We start from the raw sequence: 22,971 nt of genomic DNA, 5'->3' as shown, positions 1-22,971 counted from the left end.
ATTTCCTATCTTTGTTCTGCCTTTGCGTACTTTCAGCGCATTGATGAAAGTGTTTCGCTTTATCCGTGAGAGAGGTGGTGTCTGCATTCAAGAAAGGCGAGAGAAACATCAGGGGCGGGGGAGACGGCGGAAAGCGCTTCTCTTCGATCCGGAATAATGGCCTGATGTTTCTCTCGCCTTTCTTGAATGCAGACACCACCTCTCTCACGGATAAAGCGAAACACTTTCATCAATGCGCTGAAAGTACGCAAAGGCAGAACAAAGATAGGAAATCTTTTGCAAAGTGCAAGATTTCCGGCCGGGATTGTGCGACGGAAGTGGGCGGAATTCATGAATTTGCAACATCTCTCCGGGCGTCGGACCGTCGGACGGCTCTGTTGAGGCTTCTCCGGGCCGGAAATGCGGAAACTCTGCGCGGCGGGTCAGAAGTCGTACCCCACGGAGAGGGTCAGGCTGCGGCTTTTCAGCGAGGAGATGCCGGACGGAAAGAGCGTCGGCTGCCCCTCCGGGCGGAGGTCGTATCCCGGGCGGACGATGTTGAGGAGTCCGCCGTCGAATCCGAAGGCGAGGCAGATCCGGCGGTAGGAGACCTCGCATCCGACCCGGAACCCGAGGTCGCTGCGGCGGAGGATTCCGTCGCTGCCGAACAGTTCGCTCCAACCGTCATCCGTGCGGGCCATTCCGCCGATCCCGACGCCGTAGCAGACGCCGGCGAAGGGGCGGATCCGGAGCCGCTTCCCGGGGTGGAACCGCCAGGTCACAAGCAACGGAACCTGAAAATACATCGGGCGGAACGAGATCCCGGCGTGGCGGCCGCCGCGGCTGGCGAAGTGGACGCCCGTCTCGACGTAGAGCGGCAGGGCGTGCCACAGCAGCACTTGGTCCGAGACGCCGAGACGGAATCCCATGCGCGGGGCGGTGGTTCCGTAGACGTACTCTCCCGCAGCCCGGATGTAGGAGAGTTCGAGCCCGGCGCGGACTCCCAGCAGGTTTTTCTCATACCGTTCGGGGCGTTGGGCCCCGGCGGTCACGGCCGACAGAACGGCGGCAAGTATCAGGAGCACTCTTTTCATGGGTTCAGGCTTCGGTTCGGGCGGCGGGTCCGTAGCTTCGCAGGGCGAGTCTGCGGACCCAGACGACGAATCCGCCCGTGAGGATCAGGTTCAGCACCAGCGTCAGCACCGAGATGACGAGCGCCGGGCCGCCGAGGTTGTAGCCCAGGGCGATGAAGATCACGCCGGCGCCGACCTCTCCGCGGGTGAACATGCCCACCGAGAGGGCCAGCCGCTCGCTCATGCGGCGGTCGCGGTAGAAGAGCAGCGGGACGAGTTTGCCGACGTTCGAGAGCACCGAGACGGCCACGACGTGCAATGCCACGACGCCCCACGGCATCATCGGCTGTGCGCCTGTCACCGAGGTGGCCGCGGCCGTGAGGGCGTCGCCGGCGGCCCCGGTCACGCGGGGCATGCTCAATCCGACGAGCAGCATGAAGAGGAACGAGATGCCGGTGGCCACGCGGCGTTCGGTCGGGGTGTCGAGGTGGCGGTGGCGCATCAGCATGCCGATGACGAAGGCCGGGAGGAGCACCTCGATGTGGATGCTGTTCTCGGGGCCGTACCAGTGCGCCGTGGCGAGGTAGATGCCCTGTGTCACGGCGCAGACCGCAACCGAGAGTGCCAGGATGCGCTTCCAGTCCTGCCGGACGTTCCACGAGGCTTGCCAGCGCCACCCTGCGGCGAGCAGCACGACGACCACGGCGACAATGGCGAACATCTGCCATTTGAGCCCGATCATCAGGATTTGCAGCGGGATCATCAGCAGGATGGTGTCCAGATCGTCGAAGATCGCCAGCACCTGGATCTTGCGGTAGATCCAGCTTTGTTGGAGGTGCAGCGCCGCCAGCATCGTGAAGAGGATGCCGGCCGAGGTCGGGGCGGCGAAACGGCTCAACAGGAGGTTTTCCTTCCAGGTGTCGGCGCTGGACCACAGGTCCGCGGGCAGCAGCACGAAGACGTAGTAGAGGACGATCAGCAGCCAGGGGAGCGCCGCCGTGGCCATGGCGATGAAGTAGTCGGCCGTGTAGGAGCGCCAGCGGCTCTTGTCGATCTCGAACTCGCGGCCGACGTTGATCATGATGAATCCCAGACAGATGTAGAGGAGCGTGTCGGAGGCGCTCTTGAACGGAGCGTAGGCCGGTCCCAGCAGTCCGGGGAGCAGCTGGGACGCCACGAGGCCCAGCATCAGGAAAAGCGAGAAGGATAGGACTTTCCGCATGGTGTCGACGCTCTTTTTTCGGGTTCGGGGCCAAAGATAGGATAATTGGTCGTGATATACAAACGAAAAATAGTGTGCCGGAGGGATTCCGGGGTTTTTCGGAACCCTCTTTGCAGGGGATTTCCGGGGATGCGGGGTGAAAAACCCGCCCGGACCGTGAAAAAAATAACAATATTAAAACGCCAATTCGCAATTATTTTGTACCTTTGCGGTGCTGTTGGGAAATTAGGTTTTCAAGTACATATTACTCAAATTATTACAACTATGCAGATTGTAGAGATTCACGCAAGAGAGATCCTCGACTCGCGAGGCAATCCGACCGTAGAGGTCGAAGTTCGCACCGTATCGGGTGCATTCGGACGTGCCGCCGTTCCGAGCGGCGCCTCGACGGGCGAGAACGAAGCCTTGGAGCTTCGTGACGGCGACAAGAGCCGTTATCTGGGCAAGGGCGTGCTCAACGCTGTCAAGAACGTCAACGAGGTGATCGCTCCGGCCATCATCGGCATGAACGTCGCCGATCAGGTGGGCATCGACAAGGCGATGATCGCTCTGGACGGCACGCCGACGAAGTCGAAGCTCGGCGCCAACGCCATTCTGGGCGTGTCGCTGGCCGTAGCACGTGCTGCCGCCGACTACTTCGGCATGCCGCTCTACCGCTATATCGGCGGTGCGAACGCCAAGACGCTGCCCGTTCCGATGATGAACATCATCAACGGCGGCTCGCACTCCGACGCTCCGATCGCTTTCCAGGAGTTCATGATCCGTCCCGTGGGCGCTCCGTCGCTCAAAGAGGGTCTGCGCATGGGCGCCGAGGTGTTCCACAACCTGAAAAAGGTGCTCCACGAGCGCGGCCTGTCGACGGCCGTCGGTGACGAGGGCGGTTTCGCTCCCGCACTCAACGGTACGGAGGACGCCCTGGAATCGATCATCAAGGCCATCGAGAAGGCCGGCTATGTTCCCGGCAAGGACGTGATGATCGGTATGGACTGCGCATCGTCGGAGTTCTACAAGGACGGTATCTACGACTACACGATCTTCGAGGGTGAGAAGGGCGCAAAGCGTACCTCGAAGGAGCAGGTCGAGTACCTCAAAGGCCTGGTTGCCAAATACCCCATCGACTCGATCGAGGACGGTATGTCGGAGAACGACTGGGAAGGCTGGCAGCTGCTGACGGCCGAGATCGGCGACAAGTGCCAACTCGTGGGTGACGATCTCTTCGTCACGAACGTCGAGTTCCTGAAAAAGGGTATCGAGATGGGCTGCGCCAACTCGATCCTCATCAAGGTAAACCAGATCGGTTCGCTGACCGAGACGCTCGACGCCATCGAGATGGCTCACCGCGCCGGCTATACGTCGGTAACGTCGCACCGCTCGGGCGAGACCGAGGACTCGACGATCGCCGACATCGCCGTGGCTACGAACTCGGGTCAGATCAAGACCGGTTCGATGTCGCGTTCGGACCGTATGGCCAAGTACAACCAGCTGCTCCGCATCGAGGAGGAGCTCGGCGACGAGGCGATCTACGGCTACAAGAAGATCTACCGCAAGTAATTCCGCGGGGGGGGGAGATTCAGGATCCCGGCCCTGCAAGGGGGAGGGCGAGAATTTGAACCCCGGCCCTGCAAGAGGGAGGAGGGGAGAAGAATTTGAACCCCGGCCCTGCAAGAGGGAGGAGGGGAGAAGAATTTGAACCCCGGCCCTGCAAACGACGGAAATCGGGAGGACGGAAACGTCTTCCCGATTTTTTGTTGCCGGACCCTGAATTTCCCCTGCCCTCCTTCCAGCCTGCCGGTCTCCTCCCGAACTTTTCCCCTGCCCTCCTTCCGGCCTCCTCCCGAACTTTTTCCCGCTCTCCTTCCGGAACCCCCGCCCTTCTCGTCCCTCTGCCCGGAAAAATCCGTTCCCCGGGCTCAAAACCGCTTCCGGAGCCTCTTGGGCGGAATCGAGATAGTGTTTGTCCGATTCATGACAACGCCGCGCCGACGGATTGCCTACCTTTATCCCGTTCAAAAATGCAAACCCATTCAATACCTTGTTTATGAAGAACCGTAACTTCCTTCCTGCCCTTGCGACGTCGGTGCTGCTCTTGACGTCGGTGGCCGTATCCGGGCAAACCGCTGCGGAATCCGGCTACACGGCGTCGAACGCGCCCCGGAAAGTCGAGATCCGCGAACAGGACCGCCAACGCGCCGCCGAACTGGTCTCCCGGATGACCCTCTCCGAGAAGATCGCCTACATCTCGGGCCTGCGGTCGTTCTACATCCGTGCCGTCGAGCGGCTGGGCATCCCCGAGATCCGCATGGCCGACGGCCCGCAGGGCGTGCGGAACAACACGCGGAGCACGCTCTACCCGTGCGGCATGATGACCGCCGCGACGTGGAACCGCGACCTGGCCCTCGAACTCGGACGTTCGCTGGCCCGCGACTGTCGGGCCCGCGGCGTCGACATCCTGCTGGGGCCCGGCGTGAACATCTGCCGGAGCCCGCTGTGCGGCCGTAATTTCGAATATTTCGGCGAGGATCCCTACCTCACCTCGGAGACGGCCGTGGGATATATCCTCGGCTTGCAGGAGCGCGGCGTGATGGCGACGATCAAGCACTTTGCGCTGAACAACCAGGAGTGGAGCCGCCACAACGCCAGCTCCGATGCCGACGAGCGCACGATGCAGGAGATCTACTTCCCGGCCTTCCGCAAGGCCGTGCAACAGGCCGGCGTAGGCTCCGTCATGGACAGCTATAACCTCATCTGGGGCGTGCACGCCTCGGAAAACCGCTGGCTCAACGTCGACGTGCTGCGCCGGCAATGGGGCTTCGAGGGGATCGTGATGTCGGACTGGACCTCGACCTACTCGACGGCGGGGATCGTCCGCGGGGGGCTCGACCTCGAAATGCCCAAGGGGTGGTACTTCAACGAGGAGGGGATCCTCCCGCTGCTGGAAAGCGGCGTGATCCACGAACGCGATCTGGACGAGAAGGTCTGCCACATCCTGCAAACCCTTTCGGCCTTCGGGTTCCTCGACCGTCAGTCCCGCCCGACGAAAGTCGGCGAGGACGATCCCGCCTCGGTGCAGACGGCGCTCGACATCGCCCGCGAAGGGATCGTGCTGTTGAAGAACGACGGGGATCTGCTGCCGCTCGGCACGAACGGCCGGACCAAAGGTGCGAAGGGCCGGATCCTGGTCCTCGGGCCCAATGCCGAAGAGGTGCCGCACGGCGGCGGCAGCGGTTCGGTGACCCCCTTCGGAACCGTATCGGTCTACGAGGGGCTGAAACAGACGCTCGGGGAGAAGAACGTGGAACTGCTCTCCGAGGAGCGGCTCTACGCCTCGATCGACGCGGCGGTGCGGCCCGACTCGCTGTCGGCCTGCACCGGAGCCGGCGAGTCCGGCTATCGGGCCGACTACTACCTGGGGCTGAAACCCGAGGGCGACGTGCTGCACACGCGCATCGAACCGACGGTCGAGGGAAGCTGGGGCTACGGCGCTCCGTTCGAAGATATGCCCGATGACGGTTATTCGGTCTCCTGGGAGGGTTTCTACAAGGCTCCGGAGCAGGGTCTCCTGCGGGCCGTGCTGTCGGGGGACGACGGCTACCGCCTCTTCGTGAACGGACGGCAGATCGGCGGGGACTGGGGACGGCATGCGCTTTCGTCGCGGACCGTTTTCCTCCCCGTCGAGAAGGATTCGCTTTACCATTTCCGCTTCGAGTTCTTCGAGGCGGCCGGTGAGGCCCGGGCCCGCCTGCAACTCGGGCTCCGTCGCGACGACGTGCTGCGTGATGCGGCCCGTCGGGCTTCGGCGATCGTCTATTGCGGCGGTTTCAACGCCGATCTCGAAGGCGAGGGCTTCGACCGTCCGTTCGAACTCCCCGGCTCGCAGACCGCCGATCTGGAACTCCTCACCGGGCTGAATCCCCGCACGGTCATGGTGCTGCATGCCGGGAGCGCGGTCGATTTCCGGGGCTGGGGCGACCGTGTGCCGGCGATTCTCATGGCGTGGTATCCCGGACAGGAGGGCGGACGCGCCGTGGCCGAGGTGCTGACCGGTCGGGTGTGCCCGAGCGGGAAACTGCCCGTCTCGATGGAACAGCGGTGGGAGGACAATCCGGTCTTCGACTCCTATTACGACCGCAGCAAGGCCGTGCACAAGCGCGTGACCTATACGGAGGGCGTCTTTGTCGGGTACCGCGGCTACGACCGCAACGGTGTGGCGCCCCGCTACCCGTTCGGCTACGGATTGAGCTATACGACCTTCTCCTATTCGAACCTGACGGTCGAGCCGCTCGGCGGCAGCCGCGTGCGGGTGGCGTTCGATGTCGCCAACACCGGGAAGGTCGACGGACGCGAGGTAGCGCAGGTCTATGTCTCCGACTGCGAGGCGTCGGTGCCCCGTCCGGAGAAGGAGTTGAAACACTACGCGAAGGTGGAGATTCCCCGCGGCAAGAGCGTGCATGTGGAGCTCGAACTCACGGATGAGGCGTTCGGCTACTACGATGTCGAGGCCGGGAAGTTCGTCGTCGAACCGGGGGATTTCGTCATCAGCGTCGGCGGAAATTCGGCCGACCGACCGCTCCGGGCCACGGTGACGCTCCGCTGACGCGGCGGAAAACGGTGGCGACGCAACGGAGTTCCCGATCCGGAGACTCGCTTCACACGGACATCCCCGGTGGTTTGGACCGCCGGGGATGCTCGTATTCGCGCTGCAACGGCCGGGCATGTCGTTCCTCCGCCCGCCCCGCGCTGCCCTTATCCGCTATTTCTCTTCCGAGGCGGCGTACTCCGAGGGCGTGACCCCGAAACGGGCCTTGAAACACTTGCTGAAATAGGAGGGCGTGGTGAACCCGACCATGTACATCACCTCGGTGACCGTCAGCTTGTTCTGTTTCAGGTAGAGCGCGGCCTTGCGCAGGCGGACCTCCCGGATGAACTCCACGGCGCCCATGCCGTTGAGCTGTTTGATCTTCCGGTAGATCTGCTTCGACGAGTAGCGGCTCAACTCGCAGAGCCGCGCCGCCGAGAAGTCCGGATCGTCGATGTGGGCGTTGATCAGGTCGGTGATCTCCCGGAGGAATACCTCGTCGGGGTTGCGGATCTCCTCGACCTGTGCGGTCATCATCTGCTCCTGCCGGATCTTTTCGAGGTACTGCTCGTGCTTGATCAGCAGCTGGATGATGCGGCTGTTCAGGTATTTCAGACTGAACGGCTTGGAGATGAAGGCATCGGCGAATTCGTAGGATTCCAGCTCGACGTTCGGGCCGTTCTTTCCCGTGAGGATGATGATCGGCAGGAAGGCCGTGGCCATCGAGCGGCGGATCCGGCGGCTCATCTGCAAGCCGTCCATCACGGGCATCATGATGTCGGTGATGACCAGGTCGATCTTGTTTCCGGCCAGAAGTTCGAGCCCCTGCTTTCCGTTTTCGGCACAGACGAACGTGTAGTCGTCGCCCAGCGAGGCGGTGATGAAGTCGCGGATGTCGCGGTTGTCCTCGACCAGGAGGATGATGGGTTTCCGTTCGTGGTTCCACACCTTCGAGAGGCTGTACAGCGAGACATTTTCGTCGCGGTCCTCGTCCTGCATGATGAAGGAGTCGGCCTTCATGGTCGAGAGCCGCACGGTGAAACGGCTTCCCTTGCCCGGCGTGGAGTCGACGCTGACCGTTCCCTTGTGCATCTCGACGATGCTTTTCACCAGATAGAGCCCGATTCCGGAGCCGTGGCTGTTGCGGTCCTGATTCGACGCCGCGCGGTAGTACTGGTTGAAGATGTGCGGCAGCTCCTCGGGACGGATGCCGACGCCGGTATCCTCCACGGTGATGTCGGCATAGATCAGGTCGCCGGTCTCCCGTCCGACGGTGACGCTGACCAGGATGCTGCCGCCCGCCGGGGTGAACTTCATGGCGTTCGAGAGCAGGTTGCTCAACACCGATTCGATCTTCACGCGGTCGAGCATGAAGATGTAGCGGATGTTGTCGCAGTAGAACCGCGTATTGATCCCCTTTTCGGCCATCGCCGGGGCGAATTCGTCGTAGACCTTGCGGGTGAGTTCGACGATCGACGTCGCCGACGGAATGAACAGTGCGCCGTTGTCCGTTTCGTTGTCCGTGACCATCTTGTCGATCAGCCGGTGCATCTTTTCGGCATTGCGCTGCATGGAGACCAGCTCCTGGCAGTAGAGGCTGTTGGCCTCGACCGAGATGAGTTTCCCGACGTGCCCCAGAATGATGCTCAACGGCGTTTTGAATTCGTGGGCGAGGTTCGCCAGGAAGTCCGACTTCATCTTGACCATCTTCAAGGCCTTGTCGCGTTCGGCCTGTTCGAGGGCGAGCTGCCGGCGGGCCCGGACGGCGGAGACGGTGGCTGCGAGCAGCACGACGAAAAGCAGCGCATAGACGACCCAGGCAATCGGTCCGGCATACCATTGCGGGCGCACCTCGATCTGCAACGTGGCCGGGTCTTCCTGAATCCGGCCGTCGGAGAGGATCGACCCCACCTCGAAGAGGTAGGAGCCCGTGGGGAGGTTGATGAAGGTGGCGTGGTTGCTGCCGTTCTCGGTGATCTGCCAGTCGTCGTTGAGTCCTTTCAGGCGGTAGGCGTAGCGGTGTTCGGTGAGCGAGAAGTCGAAATCGGAGAATTCCAGCGTGAACGAGTTGCGGTTGTGCGGCAGCACGAGCCGGTCGGTGATGTCGATGTTGCGGGTCAGCAGGACGTCGTTTCCGACCCGCTCGCCGACGCTGATCCGATGGTTGCTGATGTTCAGACCCGTGATGCGCGTCCGGAGCGTTTCGTTGCTCTGGGAGAAGTCCTCGCTCGAAATCACGTGATAGCCGTCGGTCGTCCCGGCATAGACCTTCTCACCGTCGATCAGACAGCTCAACAGCGGGTTGTTGCCGATCCGATGGTGTCCGATTCCCCCCCCCCGAACGGATGTCGTATGCCGACATGATGGCGTCGCTGACGGCCCATACGCGCTCCTTGTCGGCCGCAACGACCCATACGGGGAGCCGCGGACCGGGGATTTCGCGGATGGAATCCTCGTGCCAGATATAGAGTCCGGTGTTGGTCCCGAGGAAGACCCGGTCGCCGTAGCTGTCGAGCGCCTGCGCACGGACGCCGCAGGGCAGCCTGACGGGGCGGATCTCGCCCGTTTCGGTGTCGATCGTCACCGTGCCCTCATCGGTGGTTACGAAGCAGAGCGTGCCGTTTACGGCGATCTTCGAGGTGATGTTGCTCGGGAAGCCGGGATTCGCGGTGCTGAAATGCAGGTCGGCGGTGTAGCTCGGGGCCGTGTTTTCGAGCAGCCGGCGCTTGTCGACGACGAACACGCCGCCCTCGTAGGTGCTGATCCAGAGCCGTCCGCGGTTGTCCTCGCTGATGCCGTACATCCACGAGGAGTTGTAGCGGCGGGTCGGCTCGGTGATCGTGAAGCGGCGGAAGCGCCGCGAGGCGTATTCATAGAGGTCCAGTCCGCCGTCCGAGGCGATCCATACGCCGATTTCGTCGGCATGCAGGCTGCGGATCTTGTTGTGGGAGACCCGCCGGTCGGGGCTTCCGCCGTCGGACTTGAACCAGGTCGTCGCATCGGCCCCGACGCGGATCAGTCCGTTCTTTCCGCCGAGCCAGAGCGCCCCTTCGCGGTCCTTGCACATGGTGCGGATGGCGAGTCCCTCGTCGCTTCCGGTGATCGATTTCAGGTGAACGAAGGTGTAGAAACTGCTCTGCATGGTCATGCAGATGCCGTGGTCGGTGGCCACCCAGATGTTGCCCCGCGGGTCTTCGTGGATCCGGGAGACGACGTTGTCGGAGATCGAGGCGGCGTTGCCCGATTCGTGGATGATGTGCTGCTCCCGGCCGTCGCTCCCGAAGAGGTAGATGCCCTTGTCGGTCCCGGTCCAGAGGTCTCCGTTTTTCGAGCGCATGAAGCAGCGCACGGGGATGTCGTGGAGCTCCATGCCGGTCCTGCCCGTCGCGGGGTCGAAGCGTACGAGCCCGTACTCGGTTCCCAGGAGCAGTGTCCCGGGGATTTTTGCCGAGGGGATGATGTCGTAGACGAGGTTGCTGTACCAGCGGTTGAGCAGCGGAACGGGGATTTCGCGGATGCCGCGCTCCCGTTGCCACTGGTAGATTTTGTTGTACGTGCCGAAATAGATGTCTCCGTCGACCTCGCGGCAGCACATGATGTGCCGTTCCCGGATGACCTCTTCGGCCTTCGCGTGGGCGAATCCCTTTTCGTAGCCGGTCAGGAGCATCAGCCCCGAGGAGGAGCCCACCCACAGGGAGTCGTTGTGTTCGAGCAGGGTGCGGATGTGCCGTGTGCCGCAGGCCTCGATGCGGTGGAACCGGTCGACGGCGGGGTCGTAGAGGCACAGCCCGCGGTTGGTGCCGACCAGCATGCCGTCGGTTTTCGCAAGGCAGAGCAGGGCGTTGACCGTGTTGTGGCAGAGCGACGAGGTGTCGTTTTCGTCGTGGAGGTAGGAGATTGCGCCGTGCGAGTCGTATCGGGTCAGGCCGTGCGTCGTTCCGGTCCAGATGTATCCGCTGCGATCCGATATGACGGTGAATGCAGGTTCGAAACGGCTCCCGAGTCGTTGGAAATCAGGACCTATGGTTTGGGCTGCAGTGCCGTGCGGGCCGACTGCCAGAAACAGAAACAACGATGCGGCGATCGTCTGGAAGATGATCTTTCCTCTCATGTCTTCGAAACATTGTATCGATTTACCACAAATATAGAACAAATTTGCCACTTTCCCGCAGGTTGTCTGATTCGAAATAAATGTTGTCCGATCCGTGCTAATAAGAAAATAGGAAAATAAGGACCTTTGTCCTGCCGATCTGCGGCAGAAACTACCTACCTGACCATGATGAACCGAAACCTCCAATTCGCAGGATTTGCCGATTGTCGCCGTTGTGCGATGATCGTCGTATTGTTTTTGACGGCCACCGTTGCGGGATGTTCGAAGGATTCCGGGTCGGAGGGCCCGGGTTCCGCAGGGTCGAATGAGACCGTGCGGCTGGCTCCCGACCGCACGTCGGTGATCCGCAATCCGCTTTCCGGTTGGGTGATGTACCTCGGCCGCAGCTGGGACGAGAATTTCTGGACGTCGGAGGGCTACGACGCGATGCCGACCTCGGACGGCACGACGGTCCGGGTCTCGGACTACGCCACGACGGCCTATCTGCGCACGGGGTGGTCGACGCTCGAAACCGCCGAGGGCGAGTATGTCTGGCGGGACGAGGAGTCGCGTTACGCGCGGATGTTGAAGAGCTGTCTGGACCGGGGCCTCAAACTGGCCCTGCGCATCGTCTTCGACGGCCGCGACCAGGGGCAGAACACGCCGCTGTATGTCGTGGATGCCGGCGCCGCATGCTACGAGGAGAACGGCGTCAAGACCCCCTACATGGACGATCCCGTCTTTCAGGAGAAATATACCCGCTTCATCGAAGCCCTGGCCGAGGATTTCAACGACCCGGACAAGGTCGATTTCATCGACGCATACAGCCCCGGCAAGTGGGGCGAGGCGCACGCCGTGCTCTATAAGGACAATGCCAACAAGGCGGCGGCCTTCGACTGGATGACCTCGCTGTATGCGCGCTGCTTCACGAAAGTCCCCATCTTCATCAACTACCACCGTCTGGTCGGAGACCCGAACCAGAACAGCTGGGTCGACGTCGTTCCGGACGATACCCAGCCGCTGCTGGAAAGTGCCATCGCCAAGGGGTACAGCCTGCGCCACGACGCCTTCGGCATGACCGGATACTACAAGGACTGGGAGAAGAGCTTTGCGAAGACGTGGAACTTCAAGCGTCCGATCCTTCTGGAAGGCGGCTGGATCACCGACGGTACGCACCGCTACTGGATCGACCCGTCGGGCGACTATCGCGAGGGACACCCCGAGGATGTCCGGGAGGGCGAGTACCTGCTCGGCGCCGAGGCGCATGTGAACATGATGGACCTGCGGGTCAACAACGAGGTGGATGTCTGGTTCCGGAAGAGCTTCGGCCGCGTCAAGGACTTCGTGCAGAAGGGCGGCTACCGGCTCTATCCCGATCAGGTGTCGGTTCCCTCCGAGATGAGTGCGGGCAGCCGGCTCACGATCTCGCACCGGTGGGTGAACCTCGGGTGGGGCTACTGCCCGAACAACATCCCGCAGTGGGACTACAAATATCGGGTGGCCTTTGCGCTGCTCGACGAATCCGATGCCGTGCAGGCGCTGTTCGTGGATACGGACTCCGATCCTTCGGCGTGGATCAACGGCCGGCCGACCTCCTACGAGTTCAAACTGACGCTCCCGGAGATCCCTGCCGGGGAGTACACGTGGGCCGTCGGCATCGTCGACACCTCGAAGGAGAACGCCGTCGGGATTCGGATGGCGCTGCCGGCCGACCGGCTGACCGATGCGGGCTGGGCCCGTCTGACCGCGGTGAGCGTACGCTGACCCTTCCGGACAAGGACAAAATCATTCAAAATATTGACAACGAAATGAAAAACAGTCGGGGATTGATCGCCTTGCTTGTATTTGCATTCGCGGTGTGGAGCCAGCCTTTGCAGGCGAAACAGGCGCGGGTATTCCGCTTCGAGGCCGATACCGTGCGTGTGCTCCGCAATCCGTTGAACGGTTGGGTGATGTACCTCAACCGGAATTGGGATTCGGATTTCTGGGAGAAGTCCGGTTATGATGCGATGAAGACTTCGGAGGGTACGACGGTTCGGGTTTCGGACTACGCCTCGACGGCCTACCTGCGGACGAGCTGGGCATCGCTCGAACCCGAGGAGGGTCATTATGCCTGGCGGGACCCGCAGTCGCGCATCTGGCGGCTGTTCCGCTCGCTGCGCGAGCGCAACATGCGCATCGCGCTGCGTATCGTCGTCGACGGCCGCGACCAGGGCCAGAATACCCCGATCTATGTGATCGACGCCGGCGCCGAATACTACACCTCGGAGAACGGACGCCACAAGTCGCCCTATCCGGACGACCCCGTCTTCCAGCAGAAATATGCCAAGTTCCTCCGGGCGCTGGCCGAGGATTTCAACGATCCGGACAAGGTGGATTTCATCGACGCCTTCGGCCTGGGCAAGTGGGGCGAGTCGCATGCCATGATCTACAAGGATCCGGCCAACAAGGTCGCCGTGTTCGACTGGATCACGTCGCTCTATTCCGAGACCTTTACGCGCGTGCCGCTGGTCATCCACTACCATCGCGTGCTGGCCGATTCGAATCGGGATAGCTGGGGCGAGGTTTCGCCCGATACCGAGCGGCTGCTCGATATGGCCATCGGCAAGGGCTACTGCCTGCGCCACGATGCGTTCGGCATGACGGACTACTACCAGACGTGGGAGAAGGAGTTCGCCCGCAAGTGGAATTTCCGCCTTCCGATCCTCATGGAGGGGGGCTGGATCACCGCCGCACACCACCGCTACTGGATCGATTCGAGCGGCAACTACCGTCAGGGACATTCCGAGGATGTGCGGCGCGGGGAGTTCGAGGCTTCGCGCGAGGCGCACGTCAACACGATGGATTTCCGCATCAACGACGAGGTGACCTCGTGGTTCTCGCAGGCGTTCGATCTGGTGAAGCGCTTCGTGGCCGAGGGCGGCTACCGGCTCTATCCGAGCGAGGTCCGGGTTCCGGAGCGGGTCCGCAGCAACGGCCGCACGCGGGTCCGGAGCTGCTGGAACAACATCGGCTGGGGCTACTGCCCGACGAACCTGCCGCAGTGGAACCAGTGTTACAAGGTGGCGTTCGCGCTGCTCGACAAGGATCTGAAACCCGCGTATGTCTTCACCGACTACGATACCGACCTGTCGACGTGGTTGAAAGGCCGTCCTGCGGTTTATGAGACGTCGATCGACCTCGACGGGGTCGTGCGCGGCTCCTATACGTGGGCGGTGGGGCTGGTCGACACGCGCAAGGAGAAGACCATCGGCCTCGACATGGCCGTCGACGACTCCCTGCTCACGGCCGACAAGTGGCTCCGGCTCGGACGGGTGGAGGTCGAGTGAGCCGCCGCGGAAATCAGGACAATTTATTCAACAACCAATCTTAATATCTGTTTAAATGACAAACTTTTTCTCAACAGGACTCGTGCGCAGGGCGTTTCTCGTTCTTTGCGCATGGTGTGCCGTTCCGGTCGTGGCATCCGCACAGGATTTGTCCCTGTCGGGTGTTGTCAGCGATCAGAACGGGGCGCCGCTGATCGGGGTCACCGTCTTCGAGAAGGACGGCAGCAACGGTACGGCGACGAATCAGGACGGACGTTATACGATCCGTCTCCAAAAGGGTGCGACGCTCGTCTTCTCCTACGTCGGATACGAGACGCACGAATGTGTCTACAACGGTGAAACCATGCTGAACGTCACGCTCAAAGAGGATGCCGGTCTCATGGACGAAGTGGTCGTCATCGGTTACGGTGCGGTCAAGAAGAAGGACCTGACGGGTTCGGTGGCCGCCGTACAGGGCGATGAGCTGGCGGCGCGCCAGACCACGACGCTCTCGACGGCGCTGCAAGGCTCGGTGTCGGGACTTCTGGTGACGCGCGACGGCAGCGCCCCCGGATCGTCGGGTACGATCAAGGTGCGCGGTATCACGACCATGGGCGACAACAACCCGCTGATCATCGTCGACGGCAGCCCGTGCGACGACATCGACTACGTGAATGCCAACGACGTGGAGAGCGTCTCGGTGCTGAAAGACGCCGCGGCCGCTTCGATCTACGGTGCGAAGGCCGCCGCCGGTGTCATTCTCATCACCACGAAGCGCGGTGCCAAGGAGCAGATCCATCTCTCCTACAACGGCGAGGTGGGTTGGGAGTTCCCGACCATGCAGCCCGAGATGGTGGGTCTGACGCGTTACATGGAGATGTACAACGAGATGCTCTACAACGACAACCCGGCAGCCGGGTTCTTCCAGCAGTTCTCGTCCGATCAGGTGAAGAACTGGATCGAGTACAACCGCACGGATCCGAACACCTATCCCATCACGGACTGGACGGGCATGATCATGAAGTCGTCGGCGCTCAAACACAGCCACAACCTCTCGATCAGCGGCGGTTCGGACCGCGTTCGGACGCAGGCGTCGCTGTCGTATGACGACGTGGAGGGACTCTACGGCAACCGCGAGTTCCAGCGCTTCATGTTCCGTGCGAACAACGACTTCACGATCGTTCAGGACAAGCTCCTTGCCACGTTGGACGTCAACATCCGCCGTGCGAAGAACACCTCGCCGAATTTCAGTCCCTTCGACATGATGCGCAAGATGCCGGCCATCTATGCGGCGGTCTGGGACGACGGTCGCATTGCCGAGGGTAAATCGGGTGCGAACCCCTACGGACTGCTGACCGAGGGCGGTACGAGCTACGCGTGGAGCACGCAGCTGGGCGGCCGCGCTTCGCTGGAATACAAACCCGTGAAGGGGTTGAGCCTCAAAGGCGTGGTTGCGCCGTTCATCAACTACACGAAGTCGAAGGCTTTCAAGCCGGCCGTGGCGTACACGCTGGCCGATGATCCCAACACGATCGGCGGTTACCTCGATTCGGGCTCGATTTGGAGCACGAACTCGTTGAGCGAGACCCGCAACGACAACTGGAACCTCACCACCCAGTTCATCGTCAACTACATGCGTTCGTTCGGCCGCAACGAGAACCACAACCTCAACATCATGGCCGGTTACGAGGGCTACATCATGAAGAGCGAGACGCTGACGGCCGGCCGCGACCATTTCGAGTTCACGCAGTATCCCTATCTGAACGTCGGTTCGGAGGACTACATGACCAACTCGGGTTCGGGTACGGAGTACGCCTCGAACTCCTTCTTCGGCCGGATCATGTACGACTACGACGGCCGTTATCTGATCCAGGCCAACGTCCGTCACGACGGATCGTCGCGCTTCGCCCGCAACTACCGCTGGGGAACCTTCCCGTCGGTGTCGGCCGGCTGGGTCGTGACGCGCGAGAAGTTCATGGAGGGCACCTATCCGTGGTTGAGCTTCCTGAAACTCCGCGGATCGTGGGGTATGCTCGGCAACGAGCGCATCGGAAGCGACTACTTCCCCTACCTGGCGCTGATGACCTTCGGCGACGCGATCTTCTACGACAAGGACGGCAACAAACTCTCGGACAAGACCGCCGCACAGCGTGAACTGGCCGTCGAGGACATCACGTGGGAGACGACGACCTCGACCGACGTGGGTGTCGACCTGGGCTTCTTCAAGGATCGTCTGAGGGCGACGTTCGACTACTACTGGAAGCAGACCGAGGACATGCTCCTCTCGGTGAACATCCCCTACCTGATGGGTTACAGCAATCCGAACTCGAACGCCGGGTCGATGAAGACGACCGGTTTCGACCTGGAAGTGGGCTGGAAGGACACCGTCGGAGAGCTCTCGTACGGCGTATCGTTCAACCTTTCGGACTTCCAGTCGCGGATCACGAAGATGAACGGTTCGGACCAGATCAACGGCAGCAAGATCCACCGCGTGGGCGGCTACTTCAACGAGTGGTACGGCTACGTTTCGGACGGCATCTACCAGACGCAGGAGGAGGTCAACAATTCGGCCACCTACAATTCGGCTGTAACCGTGGGCGACATCCGCTACAAGGACATTTCGGGTCCGGACGGCGTGCCCGACGGGAAGATCACCTCGGAGGACCGCGTGCTGCTGGGCAACTCGCTGCCGCGCTTCCAGTACGGCGGTACGGTCAACCTCGCCTGGAAGGGCATCGACTTCTCGCTGGCGTTCCAGGGCATCGGCAAGCAGACCAGCTACCTCTATACGCAGATGGTTCAGCCCGTGCGTGACAACTACGGCAACATTCCGGCTATCCTCGACGGCAAGTATTGGAGTCCGTTCAACACCGAGGAGCAGAACCGCAATGCGAAATATCCCCGTCTCACGAATACGGGCAAGACGAACAACTACCTGACGTCGGATTTCTGGCTCTTCGACGGCTCCTACTTCCGACTGAAAAACGTGACGCTGGGCTATACGCTCCCGCAGAAATGGACGAACAAGCTCCACCTGAACACCGCGCGCATCTACGTCAGCGCTTCGGACCTCTTCTGCATCAGCGACTTCCCCAAAGGCTGGGACCCCGAGATGGGCGTATCGTCGTACCCCATCACGTCGACGATCCTGGTCGGTCTGAACCTCAAACTCTAAACGCACAAGATCATGAACAGAAAACATTTATATGCCGGTATTCTCGCCGGGCTGGGTCTGATGGCCGCGGGCTGCATGTCGATGGATATCGTGCCGAAAACGCAGGGCAACAGCGCTTCGTGGTATTCGAGCGAGGAGGAGTTGCAGCTGGCCGTCAATGAATTCTACATCATCGGTTACTGGAACACGCCGCTCGAAAGCTCCGAGCAGTGGACCGACAACACGACCTACCGTCAGCAGAACCGCAACCCGGGCAGCGGCGGAACGATCCTCGACGCCACGATGAGCGGTACGCAGTGGGAGGTCTATGCGCTGTGGCAGCAGAGCTACAAGCTCATCTCGCGGGCCAACACGCTGTTGGAGAACATCCACCGTGCCGAGGAGAACGGCGTCAATCCGGACTTCATCAAGCAGTGCAAGGCCGAGGCCTATTTCGCCCGCGCCTGCAAATACGCCGATCTGATCTTCTTCTACGGCGACGTTCCCTATCTGGACAAGTACCTGACCATCAGCGAGGCCGAGGCCCTGGGCCGCCGACCCAAGGAGGAGATCATTCCGCTGGTCTACGATGATTTCGACCGTGCCGCCGAGGGACTTCCCGTTTCGTGGGAGTCGGGCAGCCAGCACTTCACGCGTGGTGCGGCGCTGGCCATGAAGGCCCGCTTCGCGCTCTACATGGGTGACTGGGAGGTGGCCGCCGAGGCTGCCAAGGCCTGCATGGATTTGAAGGTCTACTCGCTGGCTTCGGATTACGGCAGCGTCTTTCTCCAAAGCACGGGCATGATCCCGGAGAAGATCTTCGTCATCCCGCGCTCGATCGAGAACGACGTGGTGCTCGATACCTGGTTCGTCTCCAACGGCGTGCCGCGCAATGCGGGCGGTTACGGTTCGTACAACCCCTCGTGGGACCTTCTGGCCGCCTATCTCTGCACGGACGGACTGCCCATCGACGAGTCGGATCTCTTTGATCCGCAGCAGCCCTTCAAGAACCGCGACCCGCGCTGCACGGCGACCATCGTCGAGTTCGGAACGGCACACTGCGGCTTCATCTACGACCCGTCGCCTGCCGCCACGCAGGTCCTGAACCTGACCACCGGAAAGATGCAGACCAACAACGACAGCCGTATCAATGCACAATACGCCTCGTTCAACGGACTGGTCTGGAAGAAGGGCATCGACAACAGCTGGCTGACAAACTTCCCGGAGGTTGAGAACGACTACATCATCATGCGTTATGCCGACGTGCTGCTGATGTATGCCGAGGCGAAGATCGAGCTGAACGAGATCGACGACTCGGTGCTCGAAGCCATCAATACGGTCCGCGCCCGCGCCTACGGCGTGTCGGCTTCGGCGACCTCGTCCTATCCGGCCGTTACGGCCCGCGATCAGGCGACGCTGCGCCGCACGGTGCGTCTGGAACGCCGCGTCGAGCTGGCCATGGAGAACCTCCGCTTGCAGGACCTCATGCGCTGGCGTCTGGCCGAAAAGGCACTGAACACCTATAACTACATCTACCTCTATCCCGCTGAGGACTGCAAGACGGCGCTCGTCGATAAAGGCCTGTGGCCGTGGCCCTCGAAGCCCCAGATCGACGAGGACGGACTGGCCGACTTCTCGGAGTGGTTTGATAAGGGCCAGGTGATGCTGGGTGCCAAGCGGAACTTCCCGGAGCGTCAGTATCTGTGGCCGATTCCGACCCACGAGATCGAGCTGTGCCCGAATCTTCTTCCCGACAACCCGGGTTATTAATGGATAATACGATTCAAAAGCAACTGTCATGAAAATCATGAAAGCAATTCATAAATCGGCATTCCTTCTGGGCGCACTGGCTCTTGCGGCCTGCAACGAGGAGGTGGACAATGCCTATTCGCGGCACAATTTCGTCGTGGAGATCAACTCTTCGGCCCAGACGGTCATACTGGACGAGGATGCAGCCGACGAGACGGCCCTGACCGTGGAGTGGACCCCGGCGGCCGAATACGGCGACGACTATATCGTAACCTACTATTACCAGATCGAGGTTGACGGCAGCAAGAGCGAGGCCGTCACCGAATACGAGGATACCGGCAACTTCCGGCGCGAGTACACGAACGCCGACTTGCAGGACATGCTGGTCAACCACTTCGGGGCGCTCACGAGCTCCTACTGCGACGTGCGCTTCACCATCACGGTATCGTTCGACGGTCCGACGCTGATCGTTCCCGACGAGGCGACGGTCAACGTGCGGGTGAAGACCTACGGGCCCAAGCAGTTTGAGGCCGACGAACTCTACCTGTCCGGTACGGGTTTCGAGACGCCCGTGCAGATCGTTGCTTCGGAGTCGAATCCGCGTCTGTTTGTCTGGACCGGAACGCTCAAACAGGGAACGGTCTACTTCCCGGTGGTCTACGGCGACGAGAACAACGTCATCGTTCCGGCGTCGGGTGCCGACACGGAGATCGGCGAGACGCCGATGGAGGCGCAGGTCCTCGGAGCCGACGAGACGCACGGAGGCTGGAAGATCCCGGCCGACGACGAGTACCGCGTCACGGTGAACCTGGATGCCAAGACCGTCACGATCATTCCGACGTCGAGCATCGTCGAGATCGACAAGATCTATCTGGCCGGCACGGCAGCTCCGGAGGCGGAGATCGAGGTGGCGCAGACGCTCGAAAACGCTTCGGTGTACGCCTTCCGCGGCGAGCTGAATGCCGGAACGCTCTACCTGCCGCTGCTCTACGACGAGAAGACCGAGATGTCGTTCGTGCCGGCCGAGGGCAATGACATCCACGACGGCGAGGCTTCGCCCTATATGCAGGTGGCAACCTCGTCGGTGGCTCCGAACAACCGCTACTGGACGATTCCCGACGCGGGCACCTACCGCATCGTAGTCGACCTGACGGCCAAGACCATCACCTTCCGTTCGGCCGCCACCGATCTGAAGAATACCGTGGTTTCGTTCAACAAGACCTATACCAACGACGGTACCCCCACGGCCAACCCCTATGAGATGGAGGTGACCCAGCTGTGGATGTACGGAACATTCAACAACTACGAACGCGATCCGGTCAACACGGATTACTTCCTGGGTATCTCCGACACCTATTCGCTCCGGCAGAGTCTGGCCAACCCGAACATCTACGTCTACAAGGGAGCCGTGCTGCCCCGCAAGAGCGGCAACGACGGAAATAATGGGAACAAACCCGTAACCGGATCGGTGAACTTCAAGGTGGCTCCGTGGAACTACAATGTCTACTGCTACGGTTCGACAGCCGATGCTGCGCAGAAGCAATATTCCGGTTATACGGAGACTTCTCTTGGTCAGTCGCTGGAGCTTGTTGAGGGTCAGGGTGACAACCGCTTCGCCTACTTCATCATCCCGGAGGGCTGCAACTACGTGGAGGTAGACATCGAAAAGAAGACTGTCGTCTTCGATAACCGGGAGTAGCATCCCGCCGGCTCCGGACACGGAGCCCGACATGCCGAATCCATCCGCCGGAGAGGTCCGTGAAGGGCCCCCGGCGGAGGTTCGGTTTCCGGACGCTTCGTTTGCCGGAGTGGAAAATTTCGAGTAAACTTGTATCGCCCAAAAAGACGTTTATGAGTATGAAAAAGACACTGATTGCCCTGTTGCTGATGCTGCCCGGCCTGTGCGGCGTGTCGGCCGCCCCGGTTCTGGTCGAGGCCGAGAGCTTTGCCGAGAAGGGCGGATGGGTCGTGGACCAGCAGTTCATGGACCGGATGGGATCCTCCTACCTGCTGGCGCACGGCGCCGGAACGCCCGTGGCTCCGGCCCGGACCGAAGTCGGGATCCCCGATGCCGGGACCTACCGGGTCTGGGTCCGCACCTACAACTGGACATCGCCGTGGACTGCGGAGCCCGGCCCCGGGAAGTTCCGGGTTCGGGTCGGGCACAAGCTGTTGTCCGGGACCGTCGGTGATACCGGGAACTGCTGGGAGTGGCAGTGTGCGGGTGAGGTGCGGCTCCGCGAGGGGCTGACGACCCTCGCGCTGGAAGATCTGACCGGCTTCGACGGACGTTGCGACGCCCTCTACCTGACGGATCGTCCGGACGACGTTCCGCCGGCCGATGCGGAGGCGCTTGCGGCATTCCGCCGCGAGTTGGCCGGATGTCCGGCGCCGCGCGAGGAGCGGTTCGACTTCGTGGTCGTCGGCGGAGGCATTGCCGGCATGTGTGCGGCGGTGAGTGCGGCCCGCGAGGGTTGCGGGCGCGTGGCGCTGGTCAACGACCGTCCCGTGCTGGGCGGAAACAACAGCGCCGAGGTCCGGGTCCATCTGGGCGGCTACGTCGAAACGGGCCGTTACCCGATGCTGGGGCGCATGATCCGCGAATTCGGACACACGAAGGCCGGAAACGCCCAGCCCGCAGCCAATTACGAGGACGACCGCAAGCAACGCTTCATCGACGCCGAGCCGAACGTGACGCTCTTGGCTCCTTATCGGGCGCTGGACGTCCGCATGGAGGGGACGAAAATCGCCGCGGTGCTGGTGCGCCACATCGAGACGGGCGAGGAGATCTGGCTTTCGGCGCCGCTGTTCTCCGACTGTACGGGCGACGGCACGATCGGCTATCTGGCCGGCGCCGACTGGCGCATGGGGCGTGAGGCACGGTCGGAGTTCGGTGAGGAGCTGGCGCCCGAGAAGGCCGACAGCATGACGATGGGCGCTTCGGTGCAGTGGTACTCCTCGAAAGTGGAGAAGAGCCGGGCGAAATTTCCCGAATTCTCCTACGGCGTGGTGTTCAACGAGGAGAACTGCGAGCCGGTGACCTTCGGCGAGTGGAAGTGGGAGACGGGGCTCAACCGCGACCAGATCGCCGAGGCCGAGCGGATCCGCGACTACGGCCTGCTGGTGATCTATTCGAATTGGAGTTTCCTGAAAAACCACTATTCGCAGCGGGAGCGTTTCGCCGACCGGAACCTCGACTGGGTGGGGTACATCTCCGGCAAGCGCGAGTCGCGCCGCCTGCTGGGTGACTACATCCTCAAACAGGACGACATCGACAAGGAGGTCTTCCACGAGGATGCTTCGTTCACGACCACGTGGGCCATCGACCTGCACTCCCCTGACCGGAAGAATGCCGCGCATTTTCCCGAGGATCCGTTCAAGGCCGCGACCGTCCACAACTGGATCAAGCCCTACGCCGTACCTTACCGCTGCCTCTATTCGCGCAACGTGGAGAACCTCTTCATGGCGGGCCGCAACATCAGTGTGACGCACGTGGCCCTCGGCACGGTGCGCGTGATGCGCACGACGGGCATGATGGGCGAGGTGGTCGGCATGGCCGCCGCCATCTGCCACCGCAACGGCTGCCTGCCCCGCGGGGTCTATCAGGACCATCTGACGGAGTTGCAGGAGGCGATGGAGCGGGGTGCCTCGCGTCCCGGCGCTGAACTCAACAACCAGAATTTCAACCTGCCCAACAAACTCCTGGACCAGCCGGCCGGGATTGCCGGGCACCGATGATACGCCTTATGACCCGACGTCCGATGATTTTCCGCGCCGCCGTGGCGGCCTCCCTGCTGACCGTTGCCGGGACCGCTGCAAC

Annotated in this window: 12 protein-coding genes; 8 read left to right on the top strand and 4 right to left on the bottom strand. The window is 61.7% G+C overall.

The features are described from left to right. Positions 1-422: 422 nt before the first annotated feature. Positions 423-1,073: a porin family protein gene (locus tag B5G16_RS11570; protein WP_143260887.1), complete on the bottom strand. Its 651-nt coding sequence runs from the start codon at positions 1,071-1,073 to the stop codon at positions 423-425. Between the two features lie 4 nt (positions 1,074-1,077). Beyond that, a complete protein-coding gene (locus B5G16_RS11565; RefSeq protein ID WP_087264018.1) occupies positions 1,078-2,274 on the bottom strand; it encodes a sodium:proton antiporter in 1,197 nt (398 codons plus the stop codon). Positions 2,275-2,538: 264 nt separating this feature from the next. Between B5G16_RS11565 and eno the strand changes: the two genes are divergently transcribed. Together eno and B5G16_RS11555 are read left to right on the top strand one after the other, a co-directional pair. Then, positions 2,539-3,825 (top strand): phosphopyruvate hydratase, encoded by a 1,287-nt coding sequence (gene eno / locus B5G16_RS11560; protein ID WP_087264016.1) that lies wholly within the window; start codon positions 2,539-2,541, stop codon positions 3,823-3,825. A 487-nt stretch (positions 3,826-4,312) separates the two neighbouring features. Continuing rightward, positions 4,313-6,868, top strand: a complete 2,556-nt coding sequence (locus B5G16_RS11555; protein WP_087264014.1) for a beta-glucosidase — start codon at positions 4,313-4,315, stop codon at positions 6,866-6,868. 156 nt (positions 6,869-7,024) lie between these two features. On the opposite strand, the gene B5G16_RS11550 is transcribed toward B5G16_RS11555, so the two are convergent. Both B5G16_RS11550 and B5G16_RS12625 read right to left on the bottom strand, forming a co-directional pair. Then, positions 7,025-9,145 carry a hybrid sensor histidine kinase/response regulator transcription factor gene (locus B5G16_RS11550; RefSeq protein ID WP_162612067.1) on the bottom strand — a complete coding sequence of 707 codons (2,121 nt, stop codon included), beginning with the start codon at positions 9,143-9,145 and terminating at the stop codon, positions 7,025-7,027. Beyond that, positions 9,123-10,961 carry a two-component regulator propeller domain-containing protein gene (locus tag B5G16_RS12625; protein ID WP_143260886.1) on the bottom strand — a complete coding sequence of 613 codons (1,839 nt, stop codon included), beginning with the start codon at positions 10,959-10,961 and terminating at the stop codon, positions 9,123-9,125. Before B5G16_RS12625 ends, B5G16_RS11550 begins: the two co-directional genes overlap by 23 nt. 165 nt (positions 10,962-11,126) lie before the next feature. Here B5G16_RS12625 and B5G16_RS11545 point away from each other — a divergent pair, with 165 nt between their 5' ends. The 6 genes from B5G16_RS11545 to B5G16_RS11520 all read left to right on the top strand — a co-directional run bounded on the left by B5G16_RS11545 (position 11,127) and on the right by B5G16_RS11520 (position 22,889). Then, the gene (locus B5G16_RS11545) at positions 11,127-12,704 is read left to right on the top strand and encodes a DUF4832 domain-containing protein (protein WP_239406095.1); all 1,578 of its coding nucleotides are present in this window, start codon (positions 11,127-11,129) and stop codon (positions 12,702-12,704) included. A 44-nt stretch (positions 12,705-12,748) separates the two neighbouring features. Further along, a complete protein-coding gene (locus tag B5G16_RS11540; protein WP_143260885.1) occupies positions 12,749-14,269 on the top strand; it encodes a DUF4832 domain-containing protein in 1,521 nt (506 codons plus the stop codon). Between the two features lie 55 nt (positions 14,270-14,324). Further along, positions 14,325-17,423, top strand: coding sequence for a SusC/RagA family TonB-linked outer membrane protein (locus tag B5G16_RS11535; protein ID WP_087264007.1), 3,099 nt, complete (start codon positions 14,325-14,327; stop codon positions 17,421-17,423). A gap of 12 nt (positions 17,424-17,435) precedes the next feature. Continuing rightward, positions 17,436-19,172 (top strand): RagB/SusD family nutrient uptake outer membrane protein, encoded by a 1,737-nt coding sequence (locus B5G16_RS11530; RefSeq protein ID WP_087264005.1) that lies wholly within the window; start codon positions 17,436-17,438, stop codon positions 19,170-19,172. Positions 19,173-19,209: 37 nt separating this feature from the next. Beyond that, positions 19,210-20,850, top strand: a complete 1,641-nt coding sequence (locus tag B5G16_RS11525) for a SusE domain-containing protein (protein ID WP_162612066.1) — start codon at positions 19,210-19,212, stop codon at positions 20,848-20,850. Positions 20,851-21,008: 158 nt separating this feature from the next. Next, complete coding sequence (locus B5G16_RS11520) at positions 21,009-22,889, top strand: FAD-dependent oxidoreductase (RefSeq protein WP_087264001.1); 1,881 nt, start codon at positions 21,009-21,011, stop codon at positions 22,887-22,889. The last annotated feature ends 82 nt before the right edge of the window (positions 22,890-22,971 follow it).

It is taken from the genome of Alistipes sp. An66 (assembly GCF_002161445.1).
Lineage (GTDB): Bacteria > Bacteroidota > Bacteroidia > Bacteroidales > Rikenellaceae > Alistipes > Alistipes cottocaccae.
Note: the sequence above shows the minus strand (reverse complement) of the source record. Positions and strands in the feature narration are given on the sequence as shown.

What these genes read in the sequence shown, in the direction of transcription:
- B5G16_RS11565 (WP_087264018.1), bottom strand. Translation starts at nt 2,274, where the DNA reads ATGCGGAAAGTCCTATCCTTCTCGCTTTTCCTGATGCTGGGCCTCGTG.
- B5G16_RS11555 (WP_087264014.1), top strand. Translation starts at nt 4,313, where the DNA reads ATGAAGAACCGTAACTTCCTTCCTGCCCTTGCGACGTCGGTGCTGCTC.
- B5G16_RS11520 (WP_087264001.1), top strand. Translation starts at nt 21,009, where the DNA reads ATGAAAAAGACACTGATTGCCCTGTTGCTGATGCTGCCCGGCCTGTGC.
- B5G16_RS11540 (WP_143260885.1), top strand. Translation starts at nt 12,749, where the DNA reads ATGAAAAACAGTCGGGGATTGATCGCCTTGCTTGTATTTGCATTCGCG.
- eno (WP_087264016.1), top strand. Translation starts at nt 2,539, where the DNA reads ATGCAGATTGTAGAGATTCACGCAAGAGAGATCCTCGACTCGCGAGGC.
- B5G16_RS12625 (WP_143260886.1), bottom strand. Translation starts at nt 10,961, where the DNA reads ATGAGAGGAAAGATCATCTTCCAGACGATCGCCGCATCGTTGTTTCTG.
- B5G16_RS11570 (WP_143260887.1), bottom strand. Translation starts at nt 1,073, where the DNA reads ATGAAAAGAGTGCTCCTGATACTTGCCGCCGTTCTGTCGGCCGTGACC.
- B5G16_RS11530 (WP_087264005.1), top strand. Translation starts at nt 17,436, where the DNA reads ATGAACAGAAAACATTTATATGCCGGTATTCTCGCCGGGCTGGGTCTG.
- B5G16_RS11535 (WP_087264007.1), top strand. Translation starts at nt 14,325, where the DNA reads ATGACAAACTTTTTCTCAACAGGACTCGTGCGCAGGGCGTTTCTCGTT.
- B5G16_RS11545 (WP_239406095.1), top strand. Translation starts at nt 11,127, where the DNA reads ATGATGAACCGAAACCTCCAATTCGCAGGATTTGCCGATTGTCGCCGT.
- B5G16_RS11525 (WP_162612066.1), top strand. Translation starts at nt 19,210, where the DNA reads ATGAAAGCAATTCATAAATCGGCATTCCTTCTGGGCGCACTGGCTCTT.